The following is a 19,318-nucleotide window of genomic DNA, read 5'->3' on the forward strand; positions in this document are numbered from 1 at the left end:
GCGGCAACGACCCAAAAATCACGGTGAGCATGCCCTTGTCGATAGTGATGCCCGCCGATGATCTCGCAGAACCCCACAGAGAGGCTCTATAAGGCGGCTTAGAGCCACTTACCGGCTTGCTGGCAGCCCCACCACCAAGCGAGCCCACAGCCCCACGATGAGGCGCGCCACAGCCAACCTGCAAAAGAGATCGACAGCCCAGAAGCGGATGAGAATCCGGCCGATGTGAGTTACGCGACTCCTACCACTCACCCGTCAGGTTAACCCATTGATTATATTATAATTTTTTAGATCCAAAACATATTATTCCTTCTCAAACAGATAGCGCAGATGTTCCATCGCCCGCTCCACCAGCGCGCTATCCACCCCCTTGCCTCGAAGTCGGATGACATAGCCCTGCCCGTCATTGCCATATTGCAGCGTCACCCCGCTTGACAGATGCAGCGTGTCTTGCGCGGCCCATCCGATCTCCGCCGCCTTCTTCTTAGGCCGCCCGCCGCGGTTTTCAGTGGTAGCATTGATCTCGAAACGTTCCACCACCGGCAGCAAGCAGGCCCATTCCGATTCCGCACTGCCCGGCTGCACCTTGGCCAGCGCGTCGCGCAATTGCGTTTCCGCCCCGTTGCGCAGCGCCGTAGACAGGCGCAGGCCGTCGCGCTCTTTGAGGTTTTCGGGGAATTCCAGCATGTCGCCCAACTCCTCAAAGATCAGCGAGAAGGATCTGATCTTGGAGCGCTTGGCCTTGCTCGCCACGCTGAACAGGCCCGAAACCGCCTCCTCCGTACTGACAAATGCGCCCTGCTGCGCGGCCACCACCGCGATACGTCCGCGCTCGTAATGCGACAGGCTGGCGCGGACTTCGTTCTCCTCCACCATCGCCGCAAAACTACCCCCAAGCGCGTCCGGGTCGCGCACCAGCGCCTTGATGGTTTTGTATTTCTCATCGCCCGTGAGCCCATGGAGTTCACGCACCGCCCAAAGACGACGATAGCCGGAGATCAGCCCGAACGGCTGATCGGCATCCGTCTGACGGAAAACCTCAATGGGCAGGCGCAGGCCATGTGCTGCGATCGAGGCCTTGAGCTCAGACATCTCTCCAGGGTCGATCACGGTCCTGTCGCGCACCATCGCATCCGCCAGAATGTCATCCAGCGCGATATTTTCGATCAACCGCCCCTGCCCATTAGCCGCTTCATATGCCGCCGCCGCCGTCTGCGCACTGGCCTGTTGAGTCCGGGTATCTGCGTCCACGACCGGTTGGCTTTGCGCCGCCTCAGCAAACACCTGTGAAATTGGCGTTAACGCTGGGTTTGATGCGTTAAGGGTTTCGCGGCGAAACTCCTCTTCGATGCGGGTCAAATCATCCGCACTGGGGGCTGAAATCTTTCTACGCTTTGCCATTTTTGCCTCCTGCTCATCGCGCCACCAGGCACCCACGATCAATTCCTTGACCTCCGCCCAGGTCCGGTCAAAGGTCTCCCGTCCCCGCACATAGGTGTCCCGGTTGAAGTCCCGATAGTCGGCTTCATAAATCCCGTTGACCTGCTCACCAGCCTGCCCGACCATGGCCGTGACGTCCTGCCGAAAGATCGTCATCAGATCGCCAAAATATGCCTGGATCACGTTAGCAAGATCCGTTTGCTGGGCCGCATCGAAACGGGTAACGACAGTACGCACGGCATCCCATACAAACTTAACATCCTCCAGCCCGAGCTTGCGCCGCTGACTGTTCTCGCCCTCCTCGATACTGGCAAAAGTCGAGTAAAGCATATCGAAAAATCGACCCGTCGAATCGAACTCCAAAAAGGACGCACCCAACGGCACAATTAGAATGTCGGCCGCTGCCAGAGCATTAATCGTGAGGTAGCCAAGGGCAGGGGGTGTATCGAAAAAAATGATGTCGTAGTCATCCAAAATCCTATCATCCGCGAAACCACTCGTGAGAGCATCCCACAGGGGCCACGTCTTGCTCTGCATACGCCAAACAGGGACCTGAAACTCAGCCCAATAGAGGTTCAACTGCGCCCCGATAAGGTCGATATTCGGCCAGTGCGTCCCTTGAATGAGGTTTCGCGGCGAAACCTCAAGTGCCTCTGCCAATGTCTCATCAAGCGCTATCTCGGGATCGCCCCGTGCCGTTCGAACCTTGTTTTCTGCAGTAAGATGCTTTGCAAAATCACGCGCAAGGATCGGAAAAGATGTCTCCCATTCATCCTCAACCTGCCCCCCATAATGCGCGTCAAGGATCCCTGGCTGTCCAGATCTATCACCAAAACACGGTATCCATCCAAGGCCGCCGACATCGCGAGATGCGCGCAGGTTGACGTCTTACCGACACCGCCTTTAAAATTCGCCACAGCCACGACCTTTGCATCAAGATCTTGCGGGCGGTAGAGGCTGTATTCGCGATGGGCCGCCCCCTCTGTTGCGAAATGCTTCCGCAAAGCGATGATCTCATCGAGTGAAAACCACTTTGAATTGCCTTCCCCCACGCCCTGCGGCAACTTGGGTTGTGCTTTCAACACACGGCGAAAATGAGCGGGCGCAACGGGAATAAGATATCGCCAGATCTCCCAGGTCGAGAACTTGCGAAGCCGTTTCTTGCCATCAGGCGCATGGCCCCCCCTTGGCCAGTTCTTCTCTGCCTCTCGCAGCAAAAGCCGCGGCTTTTGCGAATCGCGCGGTGTGAATGGGCTCGCCCAAACGTTCGGCAGCCTTAGCCGGGTCAATACCCATATAAGGGGGAAGGGGTGGTTTATCGTTGGATGTCATAGAGTCTTGCCGATGTAAGTGTTTTTATGATGCATCGAATGAACTACCACACACGAAGGGTGGGAATGGAATCATTATGAGCCTGAATTATGGTAAACAACACCGGGTCTGTATAGTATTTTTCTATTCTTTAAGAGCTTTAACCCTGAAAAGAGACGGTATATCAAATAATTACCCGATCTCGGGTACATTCGTACGGGATGAAGGGCACCAGTTTACAGGGCCTCTAGCACCCAAATCCGGGTCAAAGGGTACCAATTCGCGGTAAATAGACCCTAAAGCGCCCATTAGGGACACCTTTCTTCATTCCAAATATCCGATTGTCCCGTAAATGGGTGCCTTTATGCTCACCACTCCTGCTTTCTTACAGACGCGCTACAAGACCTACAGATACCTATTTTTTGATTTAGTGCGGGTACCCTTAGAGCTAAGGTACCATCAAGAGCCCCTAGAGGTTCACCGCGAGAGGCTCAGAGCAATGGATGACATCCCCCGAGAAAAACTGACAGGGTCCCTGCGTCGGGGGGCCGTCAAAAAACATGTTGCGGCGATTCATGTCTCGGGCAAACTGACCTTGCTGCAACGCAAGCTCAGCAACGTGCTGCTGTTGAATGCGTATGACACGCTGACGCAGGCACGCTCGTTTCAGATGGGTGCGCGCACGCTCTGCCTCATGGTCGGCTATAACTCTAAAGACTTTGAAACCCTGAAACAGTCGCTGCGCGGGTTGGCGGAAACCGTCGCGGAATGGGATATGCTGGATTCCAGGGGCCAGCAGGAATGGGGCGTTTCCAGCCTGCTCAGCTATGCAAAACTCAAGGCGGGTGCCTGCGAATATGCCTATTCCCCGGCCTTGGCGGAAAAGCCTGCCGACCCGAAGGTCTTTGCGTTGATCAACCTCAATATCCAGCGCCGTTTTACCTCCGGTCACGCGCTTGCGCTTTATGAAAACTGCTATCGATTTCACCGCACGGGCAACACCGGGTGGTGGCCGCTGGAAACTTTTCGCCGGCTGATGGGGGTGGATGACAGCAGCTATTATGAAACCTACAAACACCTGAACGCCAAAATCATCAAACCCGCGGTGGCGGAGGTGAACCGCACCAGCAACATCGTGATCACGCCGGAGACGCGTAAGCGGGGCAGGGCGATCACGGATATTCATTTTGCGATCAAGCCGAACCCGCAACTGGCGATTCTCGATCTGGAAGATGGGGCGGGGCAGCGGCGCGCACCGGTCTATGACGGGCTGCGCGCGATGGGGGTCAGCGATCGGCTGGCGTGCCAATGGATGACGGAACATGGCGAAGATCTGATCGCGGGCAAGCTGGATTACGTCGCCTTGCAAGCGGATGTGAAAAGCCCTGCGCGCTATATTGCGGCGGCGTTGCGTGATGATTTCGGTGGGGTTGCCGAGGCGCGTGCGGCACCTGTGCCGGTGAGCGCGCGGGCGGCACGTCTGGGACGGGTGCAGGCCTTGGCCGCTGCGCGCACGCCCACGCAACGTGACGCCGACAAGCGCTTCTTTCTCAACAGCATCACGGCGGCGCATACGCGGCTTAATTTTGAGCGCCAAGGCTGGATGTCGACACTGAACGCCAAGGAGATTGTCGCCTTCTGAGAGGAGATTTACCCCGGCGCCTTTGAGGGGTTGTAGCGGGGTCTTCGGGTCGATCCAGGGCTTCCCAGGATCGGACACGGGTCGAACCCCCAAGGCGGGGCGGTTTTGGAAAAAAATGCCACCCAAAGCGTCGCGTCGTTTAAGCTTACCATGATCAACAGGCGTGGCCTTCGGATCGCCGCATGATTTTGCAAAAGGACAATCACTTGTTGGCGATCTTGACCTCAGCGCAAGACGGTTGGGTGTTTTCGCCGGTTCCACGCGCCCGAAGGCGCAGGTTTCAGGGCAGCCGTGGAGCGGTGTTCGGTTTGGTATCGGGGTTTTGAATGATTCTACCGACCAATATTCTGCGTAAATCTACCTATTGACGTGATTTAGTGAGGTCGCCTGACACCGGCTGTACGGGCGCGGCCGCCTTCGAAGGAGGTCATCGGATGGGTCCGATTTTCGTCCCTGTTCCGGCGTCGCAGCGCCTGCCAGAACCAGCGACCATTCGTCCATCATATTGTTAGTAAGTGATAATGATAACAATAAATTATCGACATCCATTTGTGAGAGAGTTTCGGCGGATTTCGAGCCGATTTAGGGCGCAATTATAAGCCCCCTCAAAATCGCCTCGACCAAGATCCATCGGCTGAAACACGCGGATTCTTAACAATTGGTTAACGACATTGTTGACTGGTTCAACACAAATGGATCACACTGTCGTCATTAGTTACGTTTTTTTATTTAATAAGGAGTATTATCATGGCGACGCCAACAGAGTGGCTGAACGAATTTCAAGTGAACACCGGTTCCGCAGCAACCAGTTCCCAGTCAGATCCCAAAATCATCGGCTTGAACAACGGCTATTTCGTTGTGGCATGGACCGAAGCAACAGCCGGCACAATCGGTACGACGGCCGGGACCGATATCATTGCCAAGATATTTGACGCAGAAGGAAATGTCGTCCGCAATTCCTTCCAGCTGAATCAGGTTTACACCCCAGACGACGAAAGAGATTTCGATCTGGTTGCGACGCATGACGGCTTTGCGATGGCCTATCTGGATGATGATATTGCGAACGTGAACCAGACTGACATCCGGTACGAGCGTTATGATTTTGACGGGGATCTGGTGGATTCCCGCAGCATCGCGACAGAAAACGTTGCGGCGGATTTCCTGCGCAACCCGCAGATTGCCGCCAACCTGATCGCGGGCAACGACGATATTTTTATCGCCTATGATGACGACGTGGGTACCGACACCGACATCAGCGCACGGATTATCGATCAGGCAGGCACGATTGGTGCGGAGTTCGGCGCGGCACAGAACAGCAATGACTTCGATCGGTTGGGCGATGTGGTTGTATTGAGCAACGGCAATTTCGTCACCGTCTATGAAGAGGATGACAGTGGTACGACCAGCCTGGAATTCACGATCCGGGATCAGACCGGCACCGCGATTGGCGGTGCCCGTGCACTTGCAGCTGAGGGCAGCGATCTGAATGCAGCATCGCTGGAAGGCGGTGGGTTCGTGGCTGTCTATGTTTTGAACAGTGATATTGTTGCCAGAACCTTCAACAATACGGGTACACAGCAAAGCGTGACCAACGTCGCCACCGGCATCAACATTCAGAACGAACCTGTTGTCACCGCACTGCAAGACGGCGATTTTGTCGTCGCCTGGGACGATGACACCACCGGCAATCTGTTTGCGCGACGCTTCAATGCGGATGGCACAACGGATGGTTTCACCTTTACGGTCGAAAACGTTGGCACCACCAATATCGACATCAGCACCACAGGTGACGGGCGTATTTTGTTCGCCTGGCAGGAGCAGGGTGGCGAGATCATGGCCTCGGTCTGGGATCCGCGCCCATCGGTCATCGACCCCGATGATTATGACGGCGCGCGCGTGCATGTGCTTGATTCCGACGTAATCACCACCGGTTTGGGCGGGTCGACCGTTCTGGCGGGTTCCGGGTCCAAGACCGTGTTTGGTCAGGGCGGTAACGACATCATCAATGCCTCGAGCGGCGGAGGTGAATATTTCGGCGGTGGCGGCAATGACACGATCTTTGCAAGCAACACGGCCAACGAAACGCTCGATGGTGGCACAGGGATCGACACGCTGAACACCACACTCTTCAACGGGACCTACTCGGTGAACATGGTGACGGGTGTGACCAACTTCGCGCCGGAATCCTTCATCAATTTCGAAAACATCACGATGGGGAACGGCAATAACACCGTGGTGGGCACCTCGGGTGCCAACATCATCATCACGGGTACGGGTGACGACACGATCAGTGCGGGAGCCGGCAACGATACGATCAATACCGGCGCGGGCAATGATACGGTCAACGCAAGCTCGGGTAATGACACGATTTTCCTCGGCAGCGGTAATGATACTGCCACGTCCTCGGGCACTGACACGATATTTGGCCAGGGGGGCAATGACCTCATTTTCGCCGGTCTCGGTTTGCCTGAAACACTTGACGGTGGGACTGGCATTGACACGCTGAACACGACTTTGTTCAACGGGAGCTATGTTGTTGATCTTGCGACGGGTTTGACCAATTTTGCGGGTGAGCTCTTTACCAACTTCGAGAACATCACCGCGGGCAACGGCAATGACCAGCTCTTCGGGTTCGAGGTCGATAACATCATGATCGGCGGCGGCGGTAACGACCGCATCCTTGCATTCCGCGGCAATGACACGATCGAGGGCGGTCTGGGTGATGACACGCTGAACGGCGGCGAGGGCAACGACAATATCTCCGGCGGTGACGGGGCGGATCTGGTCTTTGGCCAGGACGGCAACGACGTCATCTCGGGGGGTGACGGCAACGATCAGCTCTTTGGCGAGGCCGGTAACGACAATATTTCCGGCGGTCTGGGCGATGATACCATCGGTGCGGCCGACGGCAGCGACACCATCAACGCGGGGGGCGGCAATGACACGGCCTTTGGCGGCGAGGGCAATGATACCGTGCGCGGTGGGACGGGCAACGACCGGCTCTTTGGCAGCGGCGGGTCGGATTTCATCGACGGCGAGGACGGCAATGATGAGCTCTTCGGCGAGACCGGCAGCGACACGCTTCTGGGCGGTGCGGGCGATGACGACATGAACGGCGGCGGCGGCAACGACTTCATGAACGGCGAGTCCGGCAACGACCGGATGTTCGGCGGCTCGAATGAGGATACGATGTTCGGCGGCACCGGCAATGACCTGTTGAATGGCCAGACCCAGGACGACGACCTCTTTGGTCAATCGGGCAACGACCAGCTGTTCGGCGGTGACGGGTTCGATTTGCTGGACGGCGGCTCGGGCAATGACGTGTTGTTTGGCGGCAACCAGGGCGATACGCTGGTTGGGGGCCTGGGCGTGGATACGCTGAATGGCGGCAGCGGGTTTGACACCTTCGACTTCAATTCGGTGGCTGAATCGGCTTTCGGATCGGCGGATACCATCGCCGGGTTCGACGGTGCTGGCGGCTTTGGCGGCGATATCATCGACGTCTCGAGCATCGATGCCAACACGGGGATTGCGGGCAATCAGGCCTTCACCTTCCTGGGGGCTGTCTCAAGCGCTGTGGGCCTCGGTTTTGGTGCCGGTGCGCTTTGGGTGCAGGAGTTTGGCGGTCAGACGCGGCTTTATGCCAACGTCAACAACGACGCCATCATCGATCTTGAGGTGCGCATCAATGACGGTGCAGGCACCACGGCCTTTGATTACACGGCCAGCGACTTTTTTGCCTGAGGCGTCCGGAAAATTCTGTCCCGCGCGGTTGCGAACGCGCCGCGCGGGCTCTCACAAAACAAACCCGCCCCGATTACATCGGGGCGGGTTTTTTCATCGCGGTTTCGCAAAAACCTGCAAGCGCGTTACCCGGCCTGCACGCAAAGGTTCCAACGGGGGGGGGTCGTCATCGCGGCGCGCCTGCCGGGCTTTGTAACCCAAGAGGTAACGCCAAGAACAGCGGCTGAAATCCGCGCGATTTGTCTCATCTTTCGCTCTTTATAAGAGAGTTCGGTTTATCCGCCGGGCGTGGTGTCAGGTCGCGTTAGCGCAATTTTTGCCTGCGCGCGATTTGGGAGAACGGTGCAATCGGTTCATGCCGCATGCCGCGCCCGCTGAACGGCTCGGAACCAGTTCAGGATGGCATCTTGATCCATCGGCAGTTCACAACCAGCACCGGCACTGAAGGCTGACCATGCCTGAACATAGGTCGGTCGCACAGGTACATCCAGCGCGATGGCCTGCACCATCAGATCGCGAAACCCGCGCCCTTCGCTTTCCCCGCGCCCGAACCGGTTGAGGATCAGCAGGTCGGCACCCTGTCGGAGTTCCTGCTCGATAAAGGCAGAGCATTCAGCAAGCGCACCAGGATGCAAACGGCAACCGCGTGATCCCGTGCCTAGAGGTTGCGAAATACGGAAGGTGCGGCCCGAGCCGAACGTGCTCAGATCCATATCGGCACAATGACATTCACCACCCATAGCACCGCGGGTTTGCATCGCCCCGCGCAGTTTCAGGCCGCGCGCAGTCAGCACCTTGGCAATACCATCCAGAAAGGTGTCGATATCGTCTTGATCAAAACGGATGGCTGCAAGGGGAGAGAGGCTCATTCTATGTCTCATGTGTGGCAAAAGGGGCGCCAAAGAAGGGATGCGCCGGGTTTGATTTGGTCGATTTCGGCGGGAACAATCGCCAGCCCGTCGGCATGGCTCAGCGGTAAAAGCGTAGCTGATACGCTCTGGCCCAGGCGCTGTAGTACCGGCAGGCCGGTGTCATCATGACCGGCAAGGTGAACGGGAAAGACCTCGGCCCGACCCGCCTTGCGGGTCCAGCTGAAACCCGCGACCGGGGCAACGGGGGCCAGGTCAACGCCCAGCATGCGCGTGATTTGTGGCAATACAAACATATGGAACCCCACATGCACAGCAAAGGGATTGCCCGGAAGGCCGGTAAAAGCGGCCGCGCCCAGCGTGCCAAACATCACCGGCTTTCCAGGTTTCAACGCAACGCGCCACCCCTCGACGGTGCCACCAGCGGCGACAAGTGCATCGCGGATATGATCCTTACCGCCCAGCGAAATCGCACCGGAAGACAAGATCAGATCATAGCGCGTGCCAAGCGCGTTCAGCGCTGCGGCAGTGGCACGAGTATCATCGGGCAGGATACCCAGATCGGTGACCTCTGCGCCCGCTTGGCGTGCCAATGCCAGCAGCATGGGGCGGTTGGCGTCGGGGATTTGGTGCGGCGCACGAGGGTCCGCGCAGAGCTCATCTCCAGTGGAAAACACCGCAACGCGGGGGCGGCGGATAACGTCAACCTGTGTCACGCCATTGGCGGCCACGAGGCCGATATGATGGGCTGCAATATGCGTACCCGCAGCGATCAACAGCCGACCGGCGGCCTGGTCACTGCCCGTACGGCGAATGTTATCGCCTTGGCAAGGAATACGCTCAAAATGTATTTTTTGGATTTTATCGACGCAGGCCTCAATCATGACGACCGCGTCAGCGCCCGCAGGTATCGGTGCGCCTGTGAAAATGCGCAGCGCAGTGCCGACCGGCAAGGCACGCGGGCCATCGCCTGCCGCGACGGTGCCTGCAATTGGCAAACAGCCACCCCCCTCAAGGTCGGCGCAGCGCAGCGCAAAACTATCCAGCGCCGCATTGTCGAAAAAGGGCATCGCTTCGGGCGCGTATATAGGGAGCGCAGTGGTTTAGCCAAGCGCGTCATTCAATGAGACGGGGCGCGTTTTCCGGATCGGCGTGACCGATGCCAAAGCGCGGTTCCGGGCCTGCTCGAGGCTCATCATATCGGCGGTGGGCAAATGGCTGTCACAGCCACACCCCCCTGAAACAGGCGCAATAAACATCTGCCGCCTCCTTGAAAACAGGGGAAGTCTGATCAGGAGGCCGGATGTTCCGGCCCCCTGTACCTCAGGTATTTACGCCTATCTTAGAGCGTCAGAGGCGTTCTTCATGAGATAGTCCATAACCAAGGCAGCCTCATCTTCCTCAAGACCAGCACGCGGGAACATCGAAGGCGCGATGCCTTTCCATTGCTGCTGCGTAAAGTGGGTCACTTCGCGCGGCGCGTGGCAGACAGTACAGCGCTCAAAGAAAATCTTTTCGCCCGGTTCCATATCGGCATAAAGACTTTCGGTCAGCTCATAGAGACGACCGAACCCCAGCTTGTCCTCATCGATTTCCGCAAACGCGTAGTCTTCCAGGATCGGTGGCTTGTCATAGGCCATGTTCGGACCTTCAGGGTCCTCGCATTTGCGCATCGAGCAGAGTGTGGTGTTGGCAGTGGTCGCCTGTGCCACGCCCGAGGAGCGTTGTGTGGAGGTCAGGAAATTCACCAGGCCCGAGTTGCAGCGGCCTTTGCTGTCCAGCGACGGCCAGGCCCCCTCGTAGATCGAAACAACACCCGGCATGATGTCATCGCTGACAACCGCACCGGCAATCACTGTGCCCCGGTCGTTGTAAAGTTCAACCAGATCACCATCTTCGATGTTACGATCCGCAGCATCCTGTGTGTTGATCCGAACCGGCTCGCGCCCCTGAACCTTGTAAAGGTTGCGCAGATTTTCAGACTGGTCCATCTGGCTGTGCAGGCGGAACCATGGGTGGGGCGATACGACGTGCAACTGACCCTCTTTGGCATTGCCGAGGTATTCATGCTTTTCCAGCCACATCGGCATACCCGGACAGTCGTCAATTTCCAGCTTGGCGAAATCGTCACAGAACATCTCGATCTTGCCGGACGTGGTATGCAGCGGGCTGCCTTCGGGATCGTTGAAGAATGCGCTGTGGCGTGTCCACTTGCGGGCCTCGTCAGGCACTTCCTGACGTGCAAAACCCTTTTCCCAGAACGCCTCGAAAGGGGTGTGCTTTGACGCGCTGGATTTTTCATAGGCCAGCTTGATGTGATACATCTTGTCTTCGCCTTCGGTGAACTGCGTCCACAGGTCCAGCTTATCGGCCAACCCCTCAAAGATCTCGAAGTCCGGCAGGCTGTCACCCACGGGTTCGATCGCCTTTTTCATCGCATAGACCTTATCGTTGGAGTAGGTCCCACCCGATGATATATCGTCCTGTTCCAGCGTGGATGCCGCGGGTAGAACGATATCGGCCCAACGGGTCGCCGCTGTCCACCAGACATCGACACTGACCACGGTTTCGACTTTTTCCAGCGCCTTGATCAGCCGGTTGGTATCCTGCTGGTGGCTCATGAAGTTGTTGCCCGCGTTAAAGACGACCTTCACGTCCGGATAGGTGTGGGTATTGCCGTTGTAGAAAACCTCCTTGCCGGGATTTTCCAGCATGTCGGTAATCCGGCTGGCCGGACAGATGGTTTTAACAAAGTTCCGCCCTTGCGACATACCGGCAGGGTTGGATTTGCCAGAGGCGGGCATGCCGCCGTTCCCATAATGCCAGCTGAACCCAACGCCTTGGCCGGGTTTGCCAATCTTACCGGTCAGGGCTGCAAAGTTGATGATCGCCCAATGGGTCATTTCGCCGTGCTGGGCACGTTGCAGCGCCCAGGCACCGGCAATCTCCGTGCGGGAGGTGGCCAGCAGCTCTGCGAGGTCGCGGATTTCCTCTGGGGCGATGCCGGTGATCTCAGACGCCCATTCCGGGGTCTTTTCAACACCGTCGGTTTCACCCTGAAGATAGGCAATCCATTTCTCGGCCCCGGTGGTGTATTTGTCCATATAGGCGCGGTCTTCGAGACCTTTGGCCAGAACGTGGTTGGCCATGGCGCAGAACAGCGCAACGTCGGTATTGGGAACGATTTTGACCCATTCAGCATCAAGATATTCATCGGATGCGGTTTTCTGGGGGTTGATCGAGATGAATTTCACCCCTGCATCGCGGATGGATTCCCAATGCGCATACATGCCATGATCCGCGACGCGATATTCGACGCGGTTGTTCTTGATCGGATCACAACCGACCAGCACGAACACTTCGGTGTTGTCGCGGATGGTTTCCCATGCGGATTGTGTGGAATAGACTTCCATATCCCCAATGATATGCGGCAGCGTCACCTGGCTTGCACCGGCGGACCAATCCCCAGAGGTAATGGTGCAGCCGCCCATAAGGTTGAGCAGCCGGCCCTGAAGGACGTTCGGACGGAAAGTGCCGGCATTGGACCAGCCACCATAGGACGAACTGAAGATCGCTTCATTTCCGTGATTTGTGGCTGTATCCAGCAACGCCTTGGCGGTCAGGCTCCATGCGGTGTCCCAATCAACCTTGACGTATTCTTCCTTGCCCCGCAATTCGGGTTTGATGTCACCTGTTTCCCAGCCATCAAGATAGGATTTGCGGATCATCGGATAGTTGATGCGGGACTTGTCGTAGGTGCGGTCCAACACACCACGGGTGAGCATTTCGGTAGGGCGGGCATCAATATCCATGATATGATTGACGCCGACAAGCTTACCGTCGCGCACGACCGCTTGGAACGGCCCATAATGCGTTGCGTGAAAAACGCGGTCCTTGAAAGAGTTGGGATCAAGGGCGGCAAGGGCGGTTGTGCCCATCAGGCTGGTTGCGCTGAATGCAGCTGCACCACCTTGCAAAAACATGCGACGTGTTGGTTGAGTGAATGACATGCTGATCTCCTATGGCTGACTATCTGGACACAACATTAAATGAGGCCCGCGCGGCAGGCCTTGATCAAAAACAAGGAGGGTTGTTCGAAGATGTAAAGAATTGTAACAATGATTGCATGGCGCAACACATCCTGATCGTCGAAGATGACCGCACAACGCGTATGCGTCTCGCGGCCCATTTGCGCAAACAAGGGTATCGCGTCAGCGAAGCCGAGAATGCCGAAACGATGGAACAGACCCTCAGCGAAGATCCGGCTGAGCTTTTGCTGGTGGACATCAACCTTGACGGCAAAGACGGGCTGACCATCACCCGCGAACAACGCAGCATGTCGCGGGTCGGGATCATCTTGTTAACGGCGCGGGATGACCAGGTGGATAAGATCGTAGGTTTGGAAATGGGGGCGGACGATTATGTGACCAAGCCCTTCGATAAGCGCGAGCTGGCCGCAAGGGTGAAGAACCTTCTGGCCCGCATTGCTGATATCGGGCAGGCCCCGCAAGGCCCGGCCCCGGTGGAGGATTTCGGTCCGTGGTGCTTTGATCGCATCCGGCGGCGGCTGGTCTCAGTGGCCCGAACCGAAACGCTGACCCGGCAGGAATTCGACGTCATGGCCGCACTTGCGGATCACCCCGGCCAAACGCTGAGCCGCGCGCGCCTTACCGAAATGATGGGTCGCAAGGCGATGCGGTCAAATGACCGGATGATTGATGTGGTGGTGGGGCGTTTGCGCAAGAAGCTGGAGAATGATCCTGCCAGCCCGGAATGGATTTTGACCGAACACGGCAAAGGATATCATTTCGTTGACCCGAATTCTGTCTAAAGCCCTGCCTTAACGAGCGCAGCCTCAAGAAGGTCTGCGGCTTCCACCGCCAATGTCTGAAGGTCTTTGAGCAAGCCGTCATGCGCGCCGTTTCCCGTCTCTTCGATCCGGGCCAAGGCGGCGCAGAGCTGTTCCAGCCGGAAATTCGACGCGGCGCCTTTCAACTTATGCGCAGCCTTGCGTCGGGTCTGGGCAGGTGCCGGTAGGATCGTTTCAACGGCACGAGGCAGGTCGTCAAGGAACTCCCGCACGATCAGCGTGGTGGTCTGTGGCCCGAGGTCGGCAATATCCTCGCGCAGGCTGTCCAGAACTGTGGTGCAATCGGAAGGTGTCGGGGCAGCGGTGCCCGCGCTCAGAACCTCCGTCAATGCCCGTGGTGAAATCGGTTTCGACAGGATACGCGCAACGCCAAGTTGCTTGCGATTTTCGACCGTGTCATCGATCAGATGCGCCGTCAGGGCAACCAATATGGGGGCGTCCTCACTTTTGGCCATCTGCGCTGCGACCGCCTCGCCGCGCATATCGGGTAAGTCGAGGTCAATCAGCACCAAATCAAACCGCCGCTGCGCCGCTGCTTTCAATCCGGCGGTGCCCGTATCCGCTTCGCTGACGCGGCACCCCAGCCGCTCCAGATACCCGCGCGCCACCATGAGGTTCACAGCATGATCATCGATCACCAATACCTCGCGGCCCAGATCGGCTTGCGGCGCGCGCTCCTCATCTTGCGCGGCAAGCTCCGGATCACCCAGCGCCAGCGGCACCGTCAGCGTAAAGCGGCTGCCCACGCCAGCCTGGCTTTCAACGCTCAGCGCACCGCCGAGGGCTTCGGTCAGGGTGCGCGAAATGGCAAGGCCAAGCCCGAGCCCCTCAATCCCCGCGCGTTTGGCGGACTCAGCGCGCATATAGGCATCAAATGCATGGGCAATGGCCTCGCGGGTCATACCCACGCCCGTGTCGGCCACAGTGAAACTAAGCACGGGACGACCGGATTGTGCGTCAATGGCGTGATCGACGCTGAGAGTGATTGTCCCGCGTTTGGTGTATTTTACCGCGTTGGAAATCAGGTTGCCGACAATCTGGCGGATTTTGACGACGTCTCCCAACAAGGTCATGGGTGCGGGTTCGGACAGGTCCACAACCACCTCCAACCCTTTCTGCACGCCAAGCGATTGCAATTGGTGCCCCATCTGACCGACCAGATCGCGCAGCCGAAAGTGCACCGGATTGCCGCGGTTGGCGCTGTCTTCACTGCTTGCGAAGGTGAGGATGTCGTTGGTGATATCAAGCAGGTCCCGCGCTGACTCCAACGCGGTGCGGGTCCGTTTTTTGCACTCCCTATCTGATCGGAAGTGCCCCCGCCGTTGAAGCAGCGATTGGCTTAATTGCCACCCGTCCAGACGCCGCGCAGCCTCTTCTCGTGGCGACATATGTCAGCCACAGTATCAAGCGCGGCTTGATGAATGGCCGCGTTTTGGCTGCGTCCTTTGACAATCCGATGTTGCAGGCGCGGATGGCGATCCGCCAGGCTGCATCAGCAAGCCCAATATCCGCACAGCCCGTCGGCCCCGAAATTGTGCTTTTGACAAAAGGCGATGACAATCTACGCGATATTCGGATGTCACCTGCCGACTATTTTCCGGCCCTTCAATAGAACGCATTCGAAATCGCCGCGCGCAAACCGTTGATTTGCAAACGTTCGATTTACCGCAATCAGAATAAAAAAATAAACCTTTTTAAAATACTTTCTGAGGTAATCCGGATCCGATTAGTGATGATGGAGCGACTCGCAATGGAAAATCAGAATACACTTCAGCAAACGACAAATCGATTTGCTCTATCCAATATCAACACCAAACCCAAAGTATTGCTCAGTGTTGCTGTGCCCTTGGTCATGGCGCTTGTTATTGGTGCGGTCGCCTTGGTGAACCTCGCACGTTTGGATCGAACCCAAGGCTGGGTGGACCATACGCAGCGTGTTTTAAAATCGGCTACAGTGATTGTTGGCTACGCGCTGGACATGGAAACAGGCCTGCGCGGCTATCTGCTCGCCGGTGAGGAGCAGTTCCTTGATCCCTACAGGAATGGAGAAACGGCGGCTTTTTCCGATCTCGCCAAACTGCGCGAAACCGTAAGTGACAACCCGCCACAGGTCGCACGCCTGCAAGAGGCCGAGGATATCCTGCGCGATTGGCAGATTAAGGTGGCGGAGCCCGAAATCGAACTGCGCCGTGTCATCGGGGACGCGCCAACAATGAACGATATGGCTGCCGTAGTCCAACAAGGGCGTGGGAAGGCCTATTTTGACAAGTTCCGTGGTCTTGTTGCGACCTTCATTCAAAATGAACAAACGCTTCTCGAAGAACGCAAGGAACGCTTCTCCGTGCTTTTGTCGAACGGGGTCGCAACGGATGCGGCAATCCGGGATGCGTTGAATTGGGTTCAGCAAACCAACGCCGTGATCATCACTGCAAAGGATATTCTGGCGTCGGCAGTAGATATGGAGACCGGTATGCGCGGGTTTCTTGTTGCAGGGGATGAGGTCTTCCTTGAGCCCTACAACGCTGGCACTGCGGCATTTCAACAGCTTATTGCTGATTTGAGTGAGACAGTAAGCGACAACCCTCCTCAGGTGGCGGTCCTGGCAGAGGCCAAAACGGTCATTGATGAATGGCTTGCGGAAGTCGTCGCGCCAATGCTTGAATTACGCCGTCAGATTGGCGATGCGAAGACAATGGATGACGTCTCGGATCTGGTCCGCGAGTCTCGTGGAAAAGAGTATTTTGACGGCTTCCGTCAGCTGATGTCGGATTTCTCTGCGGAGGAGGATGCCCTGAACGTGATTCGACGGGCTGAGAACGTGCAAACGCAAGCCCTAACTGTGACCTCTATTGTCGCTGTTTTAATCGCCGCACTCGTGATCGGATCTGCTGTCGCTTGGTTTGTAGGTTCAAGCATTGGCAACGCCATCAGTGGGTTGACCAGCCTGATGAAACGATTGGCGGACGGTGACAATAACGTCGAAATCTCCGGTCAAAACCGCGGCGATGAAGTTGGTGAGATGGCGCGGGCGACGGAGGTGTTCAAGCAGAACGCTCTGAAAGTTGCGGCGCTCAACGAAGAGCGCGCGGCGGACGGCAAACGCATGGCCGAAATGGCTGCGGAACGCGAAAAGACTGCTCAGCGCGAGATTGAAATCGCAAAGGAGAAAGAAGAGACGGATCGCAAGGCATCGGCGGAACGAGAAGAGATGATTGCTCAGGTTGGCACATCCTTCGGAAAAGTGTTCGAAGCGGCGATTGTTGGCGAATTTACACAGCGTGTCGAGGCGAAGTTTTCCGATCAGATGTTCAACGAGCTCGCCCAAAACATCAATCAATTGCTCGATGTTGTAGATCAGGGCCTGTCCGATACTGGCAAGGTGTTGGAGCGCGTTGCGGCTGGGGATCTATCGAAGCCGATGGAAGGTGAGTTTCACGGTGCCTTCAGCCGTCTTCAAACCGATGCCAATAGCATGATGGAAGCTCTTAAGTCTTTGATTGGTGAAATTTCGGCAAGTGGTTTCACACTATCCTCGTCTTCTGCGGAAATGCGGGACACGGCCACGAATTTGTCGCGTCAGGCTGAACAAAACGCGGCATCGCTTGAAGAGACGTCGGCGGCGCTCGAAGAGCTGACAGCAAGCATTAAGCACGTGAGTGCAAATGTTGAAGATGCAAGCAATAATGCCCGTCTGGCACGCGATACCGCGCAATCGAGTGAACAGGTCGCTGCCGATGCAGCCGCCTCGATGGAACGCATTGCGGAGGCTTCAAAAGAAATTGCCCGAGTGGTTGGTGTGATCAATGACATTGCCTTCCAGATAAATTTGCTCGCTCTGAATGCGGGTGTTGAGGCTGCAAGAGCTGGTGACGCCGGGCGTGGCTTCTCAGTGGTCGCGTCGGAAGTGCGTCAACTGGCGCAACGCGCAAGCGAAGCCGCAAAAGAGATTGATACCGTTATCACAAAGAGTGATGATGCTGTGTCTGAAGGCGTCACAAAAGTTACCAATGCGCGTTCATCTCTTGAAGAAATTGCTGAGAGCGTCGTCAAGATTTCGGCTGGAGTTGATGAGGTTTCTTCTGCCATAAAGGAGCAAGCCAGTGGCATTAGTGAAATTACGTCTGCTGTTGGCCAAATCGACCAGAACACTCAGAAACAAGCTGCTTCCTTCGAAGAAGTTACCGCAGCCAGCAGCTTGCTAGCAAGTGAGGCTGAAAGCTTGAAGCAATCTACCGACCGTTTTCGCACAGGAAATAGCAAGGAAATCGTGTCCAGTAACCCACCATCCCTCGAAGTGCGCGAACGGCTTACAGAGCTAAAAGCGGTTGGCGGAGGCGGTTAGAAAGACCGCTGACCCCAACAGTGAGTTTGTCTTCATGAAGAGCAATTTAGACCTGCCGTACCTGCTTTCGTTTGTTGTGAGGTCGGTATCGCAAGGGTCGTCGTGACGGTTGCTCACGTCATGGTCTCCAAGCTCATTGATGCGGCCTTCCGTTCAAAAGCGACAGAGATTTTCTATGCCGGTGCTGACTATCGCTGTCGTGGATTATAAAACCCGTGTGTGGATGTTCCTTTCAATGCAAGACGTTTTTCAGATTGTTTGGAACAAGTGATCAGTGAAGTCGTGTGGCCTTTCTCCCTTTGCCGAAGTGTCGCGCAGTTCCGGTGCAGCCAGCGTCGAAAATCTGCTCAGAACGGTGTCACGCTTGGAAACTGTTTGTGCAGTCGGCTTGGATCAGACGATCCTGGCGGATGTGCATCCTGATATTATTGAACGGTTTTGGTTGTGGGCGGGCACAGAGGATGCGTGGGGCATGCGACGACATCCGGATGAGACGCGATATGCGTTGCTATGCTGTTTTCTTATTCCCCGCGCAGCAGAGTTGAGCGCGCGAGGCCGCAAACGCTGCAGGATTTCCAGAAGGACATGGAACGCGTTCTGGCCGAAGCCGCCTCGGGGAACTTTTCCAACCGGATGTCGGAAGATATGGAAGACGCCAGCCTTGCCGAATTGGCGCGCGTGATCAACAAGCTTCAGCAAGCCACAGAGTCCAATATCACGGATATTGTCGCCAGCATCGGCGAATTGGCGCACGGCAATCTCGGAGTGCGGATCGAAGAGGAGCGCCAGGGGGGCTTTCCAGCGCATGCAACAGGACTTCAACGGCGCGCTAACGACATTGTCCCAAACAATGGCGCAGATCATGCAAAGTGGTTTCTGCGACGTCTGCAGAGTTGGAGACATCTTCAGTTGGCATGGCAAAACGTGGCGAAGACAGCGCCGCAGCAGTCGAACAGACTTCGGCAGCCGCTGAACAGATTACGGCCAGCATCCGTCAGGTCGTTGCCAATGCAAAGAGCGCAAATGAAACCACCCGTAAAGTACGCGAAAGCGCCGACAAGACACGCGAAGTATCCAACAAGACTTAGATTCAATCAACG

The 19,318-nt window shown here is 56.6% G+C and carries 13 protein-coding genes and 1 pseudogene; 6 read left to right on the plus strand and 8 right to left on the minus strand.

What is annotated here, in order from left to right; translation table 11 throughout:
* Positions 1–303: 303 nt before the first annotated feature.
* Together ROLI_RS20635 and ROLI_RS20640 are read right to left on the minus strand one after the other, a co-directional pair.
* Positions 304–1,401 (minus strand): ParB N-terminal domain-containing protein, encoded by a 1,098-nt coding sequence (locus tag ROLI_RS20635; RefSeq protein WP_316247431.1) that lies wholly within the window; start codon positions 1,399–1,401, stop codon positions 304–306.
* Positions 1,402–2,772, minus strand: a pseudogene (locus ROLI_RS20640) (AAA family ATPase); the annotation flags it as partial.
* Positions 2,773–3,250: 478 nt separating this feature from the next.
* Between ROLI_RS20640 and ROLI_RS20645 the strand changes: the two are divergent.
* Both ROLI_RS20645 and ROLI_RS20650 read left to right on the plus strand, forming a co-directional pair.
* Complete coding sequence (locus tag ROLI_RS20645; RefSeq protein WP_187429513.1) at positions 3,251–4,393, plus strand: replication initiation protein; 1,143 nt, start codon at positions 3,251–3,253, stop codon at positions 4,391–4,393.
* 747 nt (positions 4,394–5,140) lie between these two features.
* The gene (locus ROLI_RS20650; RefSeq protein ID WP_187429514.1) at positions 5,141–8,137 is read left to right on the plus strand and encodes a calcium-binding protein; all 2,997 of its coding nucleotides are present in this window, start codon (positions 5,141–5,143) and stop codon (positions 8,135–8,137) included.
* 353 nt (positions 8,138–8,490) lie between these two features.
* Here ROLI_RS20650 and ROLI_RS20655 read toward each other — a convergent pair whose 3' ends face one another.
* The 4 genes from ROLI_RS20655 to ROLI_RS20670 all read right to left on the minus strand — a co-directional run bounded on the left by ROLI_RS20655 (position 8,491) and on the right by ROLI_RS20670 (position 13,016).
* A complete protein-coding gene (locus tag ROLI_RS20655) occupies positions 8,491–9,006 on the minus strand; it encodes a DUF2478 domain-containing protein (RefSeq protein ID WP_187431924.1) in 516 nt (171 codons plus the stop codon).
* An 8-nt stretch (positions 9,007–9,014) separates the two neighbouring features.
* Positions 9,015–10,094, minus strand: coding sequence for a gephyrin-like molybdotransferase Glp (gene glp, locus ROLI_RS20660; protein ID WP_316247500.1), 1,080 nt, complete (start codon positions 10,092–10,094; stop codon positions 9,015–9,017).
* A 15-nt stretch (positions 10,095–10,109) separates the two neighbouring features.
* Positions 10,110–10,265, minus strand: coding sequence for a hypothetical protein (locus ROLI_RS20665; protein WP_262386672.1), 156 nt, complete (start codon positions 10,263–10,265; stop codon positions 10,110–10,112).
* 78 nt (positions 10,266–10,343) lie between these two features.
* Positions 10,344–13,016 (minus strand): molybdopterin-dependent oxidoreductase, encoded by a 2,673-nt coding sequence (locus ROLI_RS20670; RefSeq protein WP_187431923.1) that lies wholly within the window; start codon positions 13,014–13,016, stop codon positions 10,344–10,346.
* A gap of 116 nt (positions 13,017–13,132) precedes the next feature.
* Here ROLI_RS20670 and ROLI_RS20675 point away from each other — a divergent pair, with 116 nt between their 5' ends.
* Positions 13,133–13,837, plus strand: coding sequence for a response regulator (locus tag ROLI_RS20675; RefSeq protein WP_187431922.1), 705 nt, complete (start codon positions 13,133–13,135; stop codon positions 13,835–13,837).
* Here ROLI_RS20675 and ROLI_RS20680 read toward each other — a convergent pair.
* Positions 13,834–15,144 carry an ATP-binding protein gene (locus ROLI_RS20680; RefSeq protein ID WP_262386671.1) on the minus strand — a complete coding sequence of 437 codons (1,311 nt, stop codon included), beginning with the start codon at positions 15,142–15,144 and terminating at the stop codon, positions 13,834–13,836. The two genes, ROLI_RS20675 and ROLI_RS20680, sit on opposite strands and share 4 nt — an antisense overlap.
* Positions 15,145–15,293: 149 nt before the next feature.
* Here ROLI_RS20680 and ROLI_RS20685 point away from each other — a divergent pair, with 149 nt between their 5' ends.
* Positions 15,294–15,488, plus strand: coding sequence for a hypothetical protein (locus tag ROLI_RS20685; RefSeq protein ID WP_262386670.1), 195 nt, complete (start codon positions 15,294–15,296; stop codon positions 15,486–15,488).
* A gap of 138 nt (positions 15,489–15,626) precedes the next feature.
* Positions 15,627–18,218, plus strand: coding sequence for a CHASE3 domain-containing protein (locus tag ROLI_RS20690; RefSeq protein ID WP_222869693.1), 2,592 nt, complete (start codon positions 15,627–15,629; stop codon positions 18,216–18,218).
* A 393-nt stretch (positions 18,219–18,611) separates the two neighbouring features.
* On the opposite strand, the gene ROLI_RS20695 is transcribed toward ROLI_RS20690, so the two are convergent.
* Positions 18,612–19,082 carry a hypothetical protein gene (locus ROLI_RS20695; RefSeq protein ID WP_262386669.1) on the minus strand — a complete coding sequence of 157 codons (471 nt, stop codon included), beginning with the start codon at positions 19,080–19,082 and terminating at the stop codon, positions 18,612–18,614.
* Positions 19,083–19,132: 50 nt separating this feature from the next.
* Here ROLI_RS20695 and ROLI_RS20700 point away from each other — a divergent pair, with 50 nt between their 5' ends.
* Entirely contained in the window at positions 19,133–19,306 is a 174-nt protein-coding gene (locus ROLI_RS20700) for a hypothetical protein (protein WP_262386668.1), read from the plus strand.
* The last annotated feature ends 12 nt before the right edge of the window (positions 19,307–19,318 follow it).

Source organism: Roseobacter fucihabitans, assembly GCF_014337925.2.
Lineage (GTDB): Bacteria > Pseudomonadota > Alphaproteobacteria > Rhodobacterales > Rhodobacteraceae > Roseobacter > Roseobacter fucihabitans.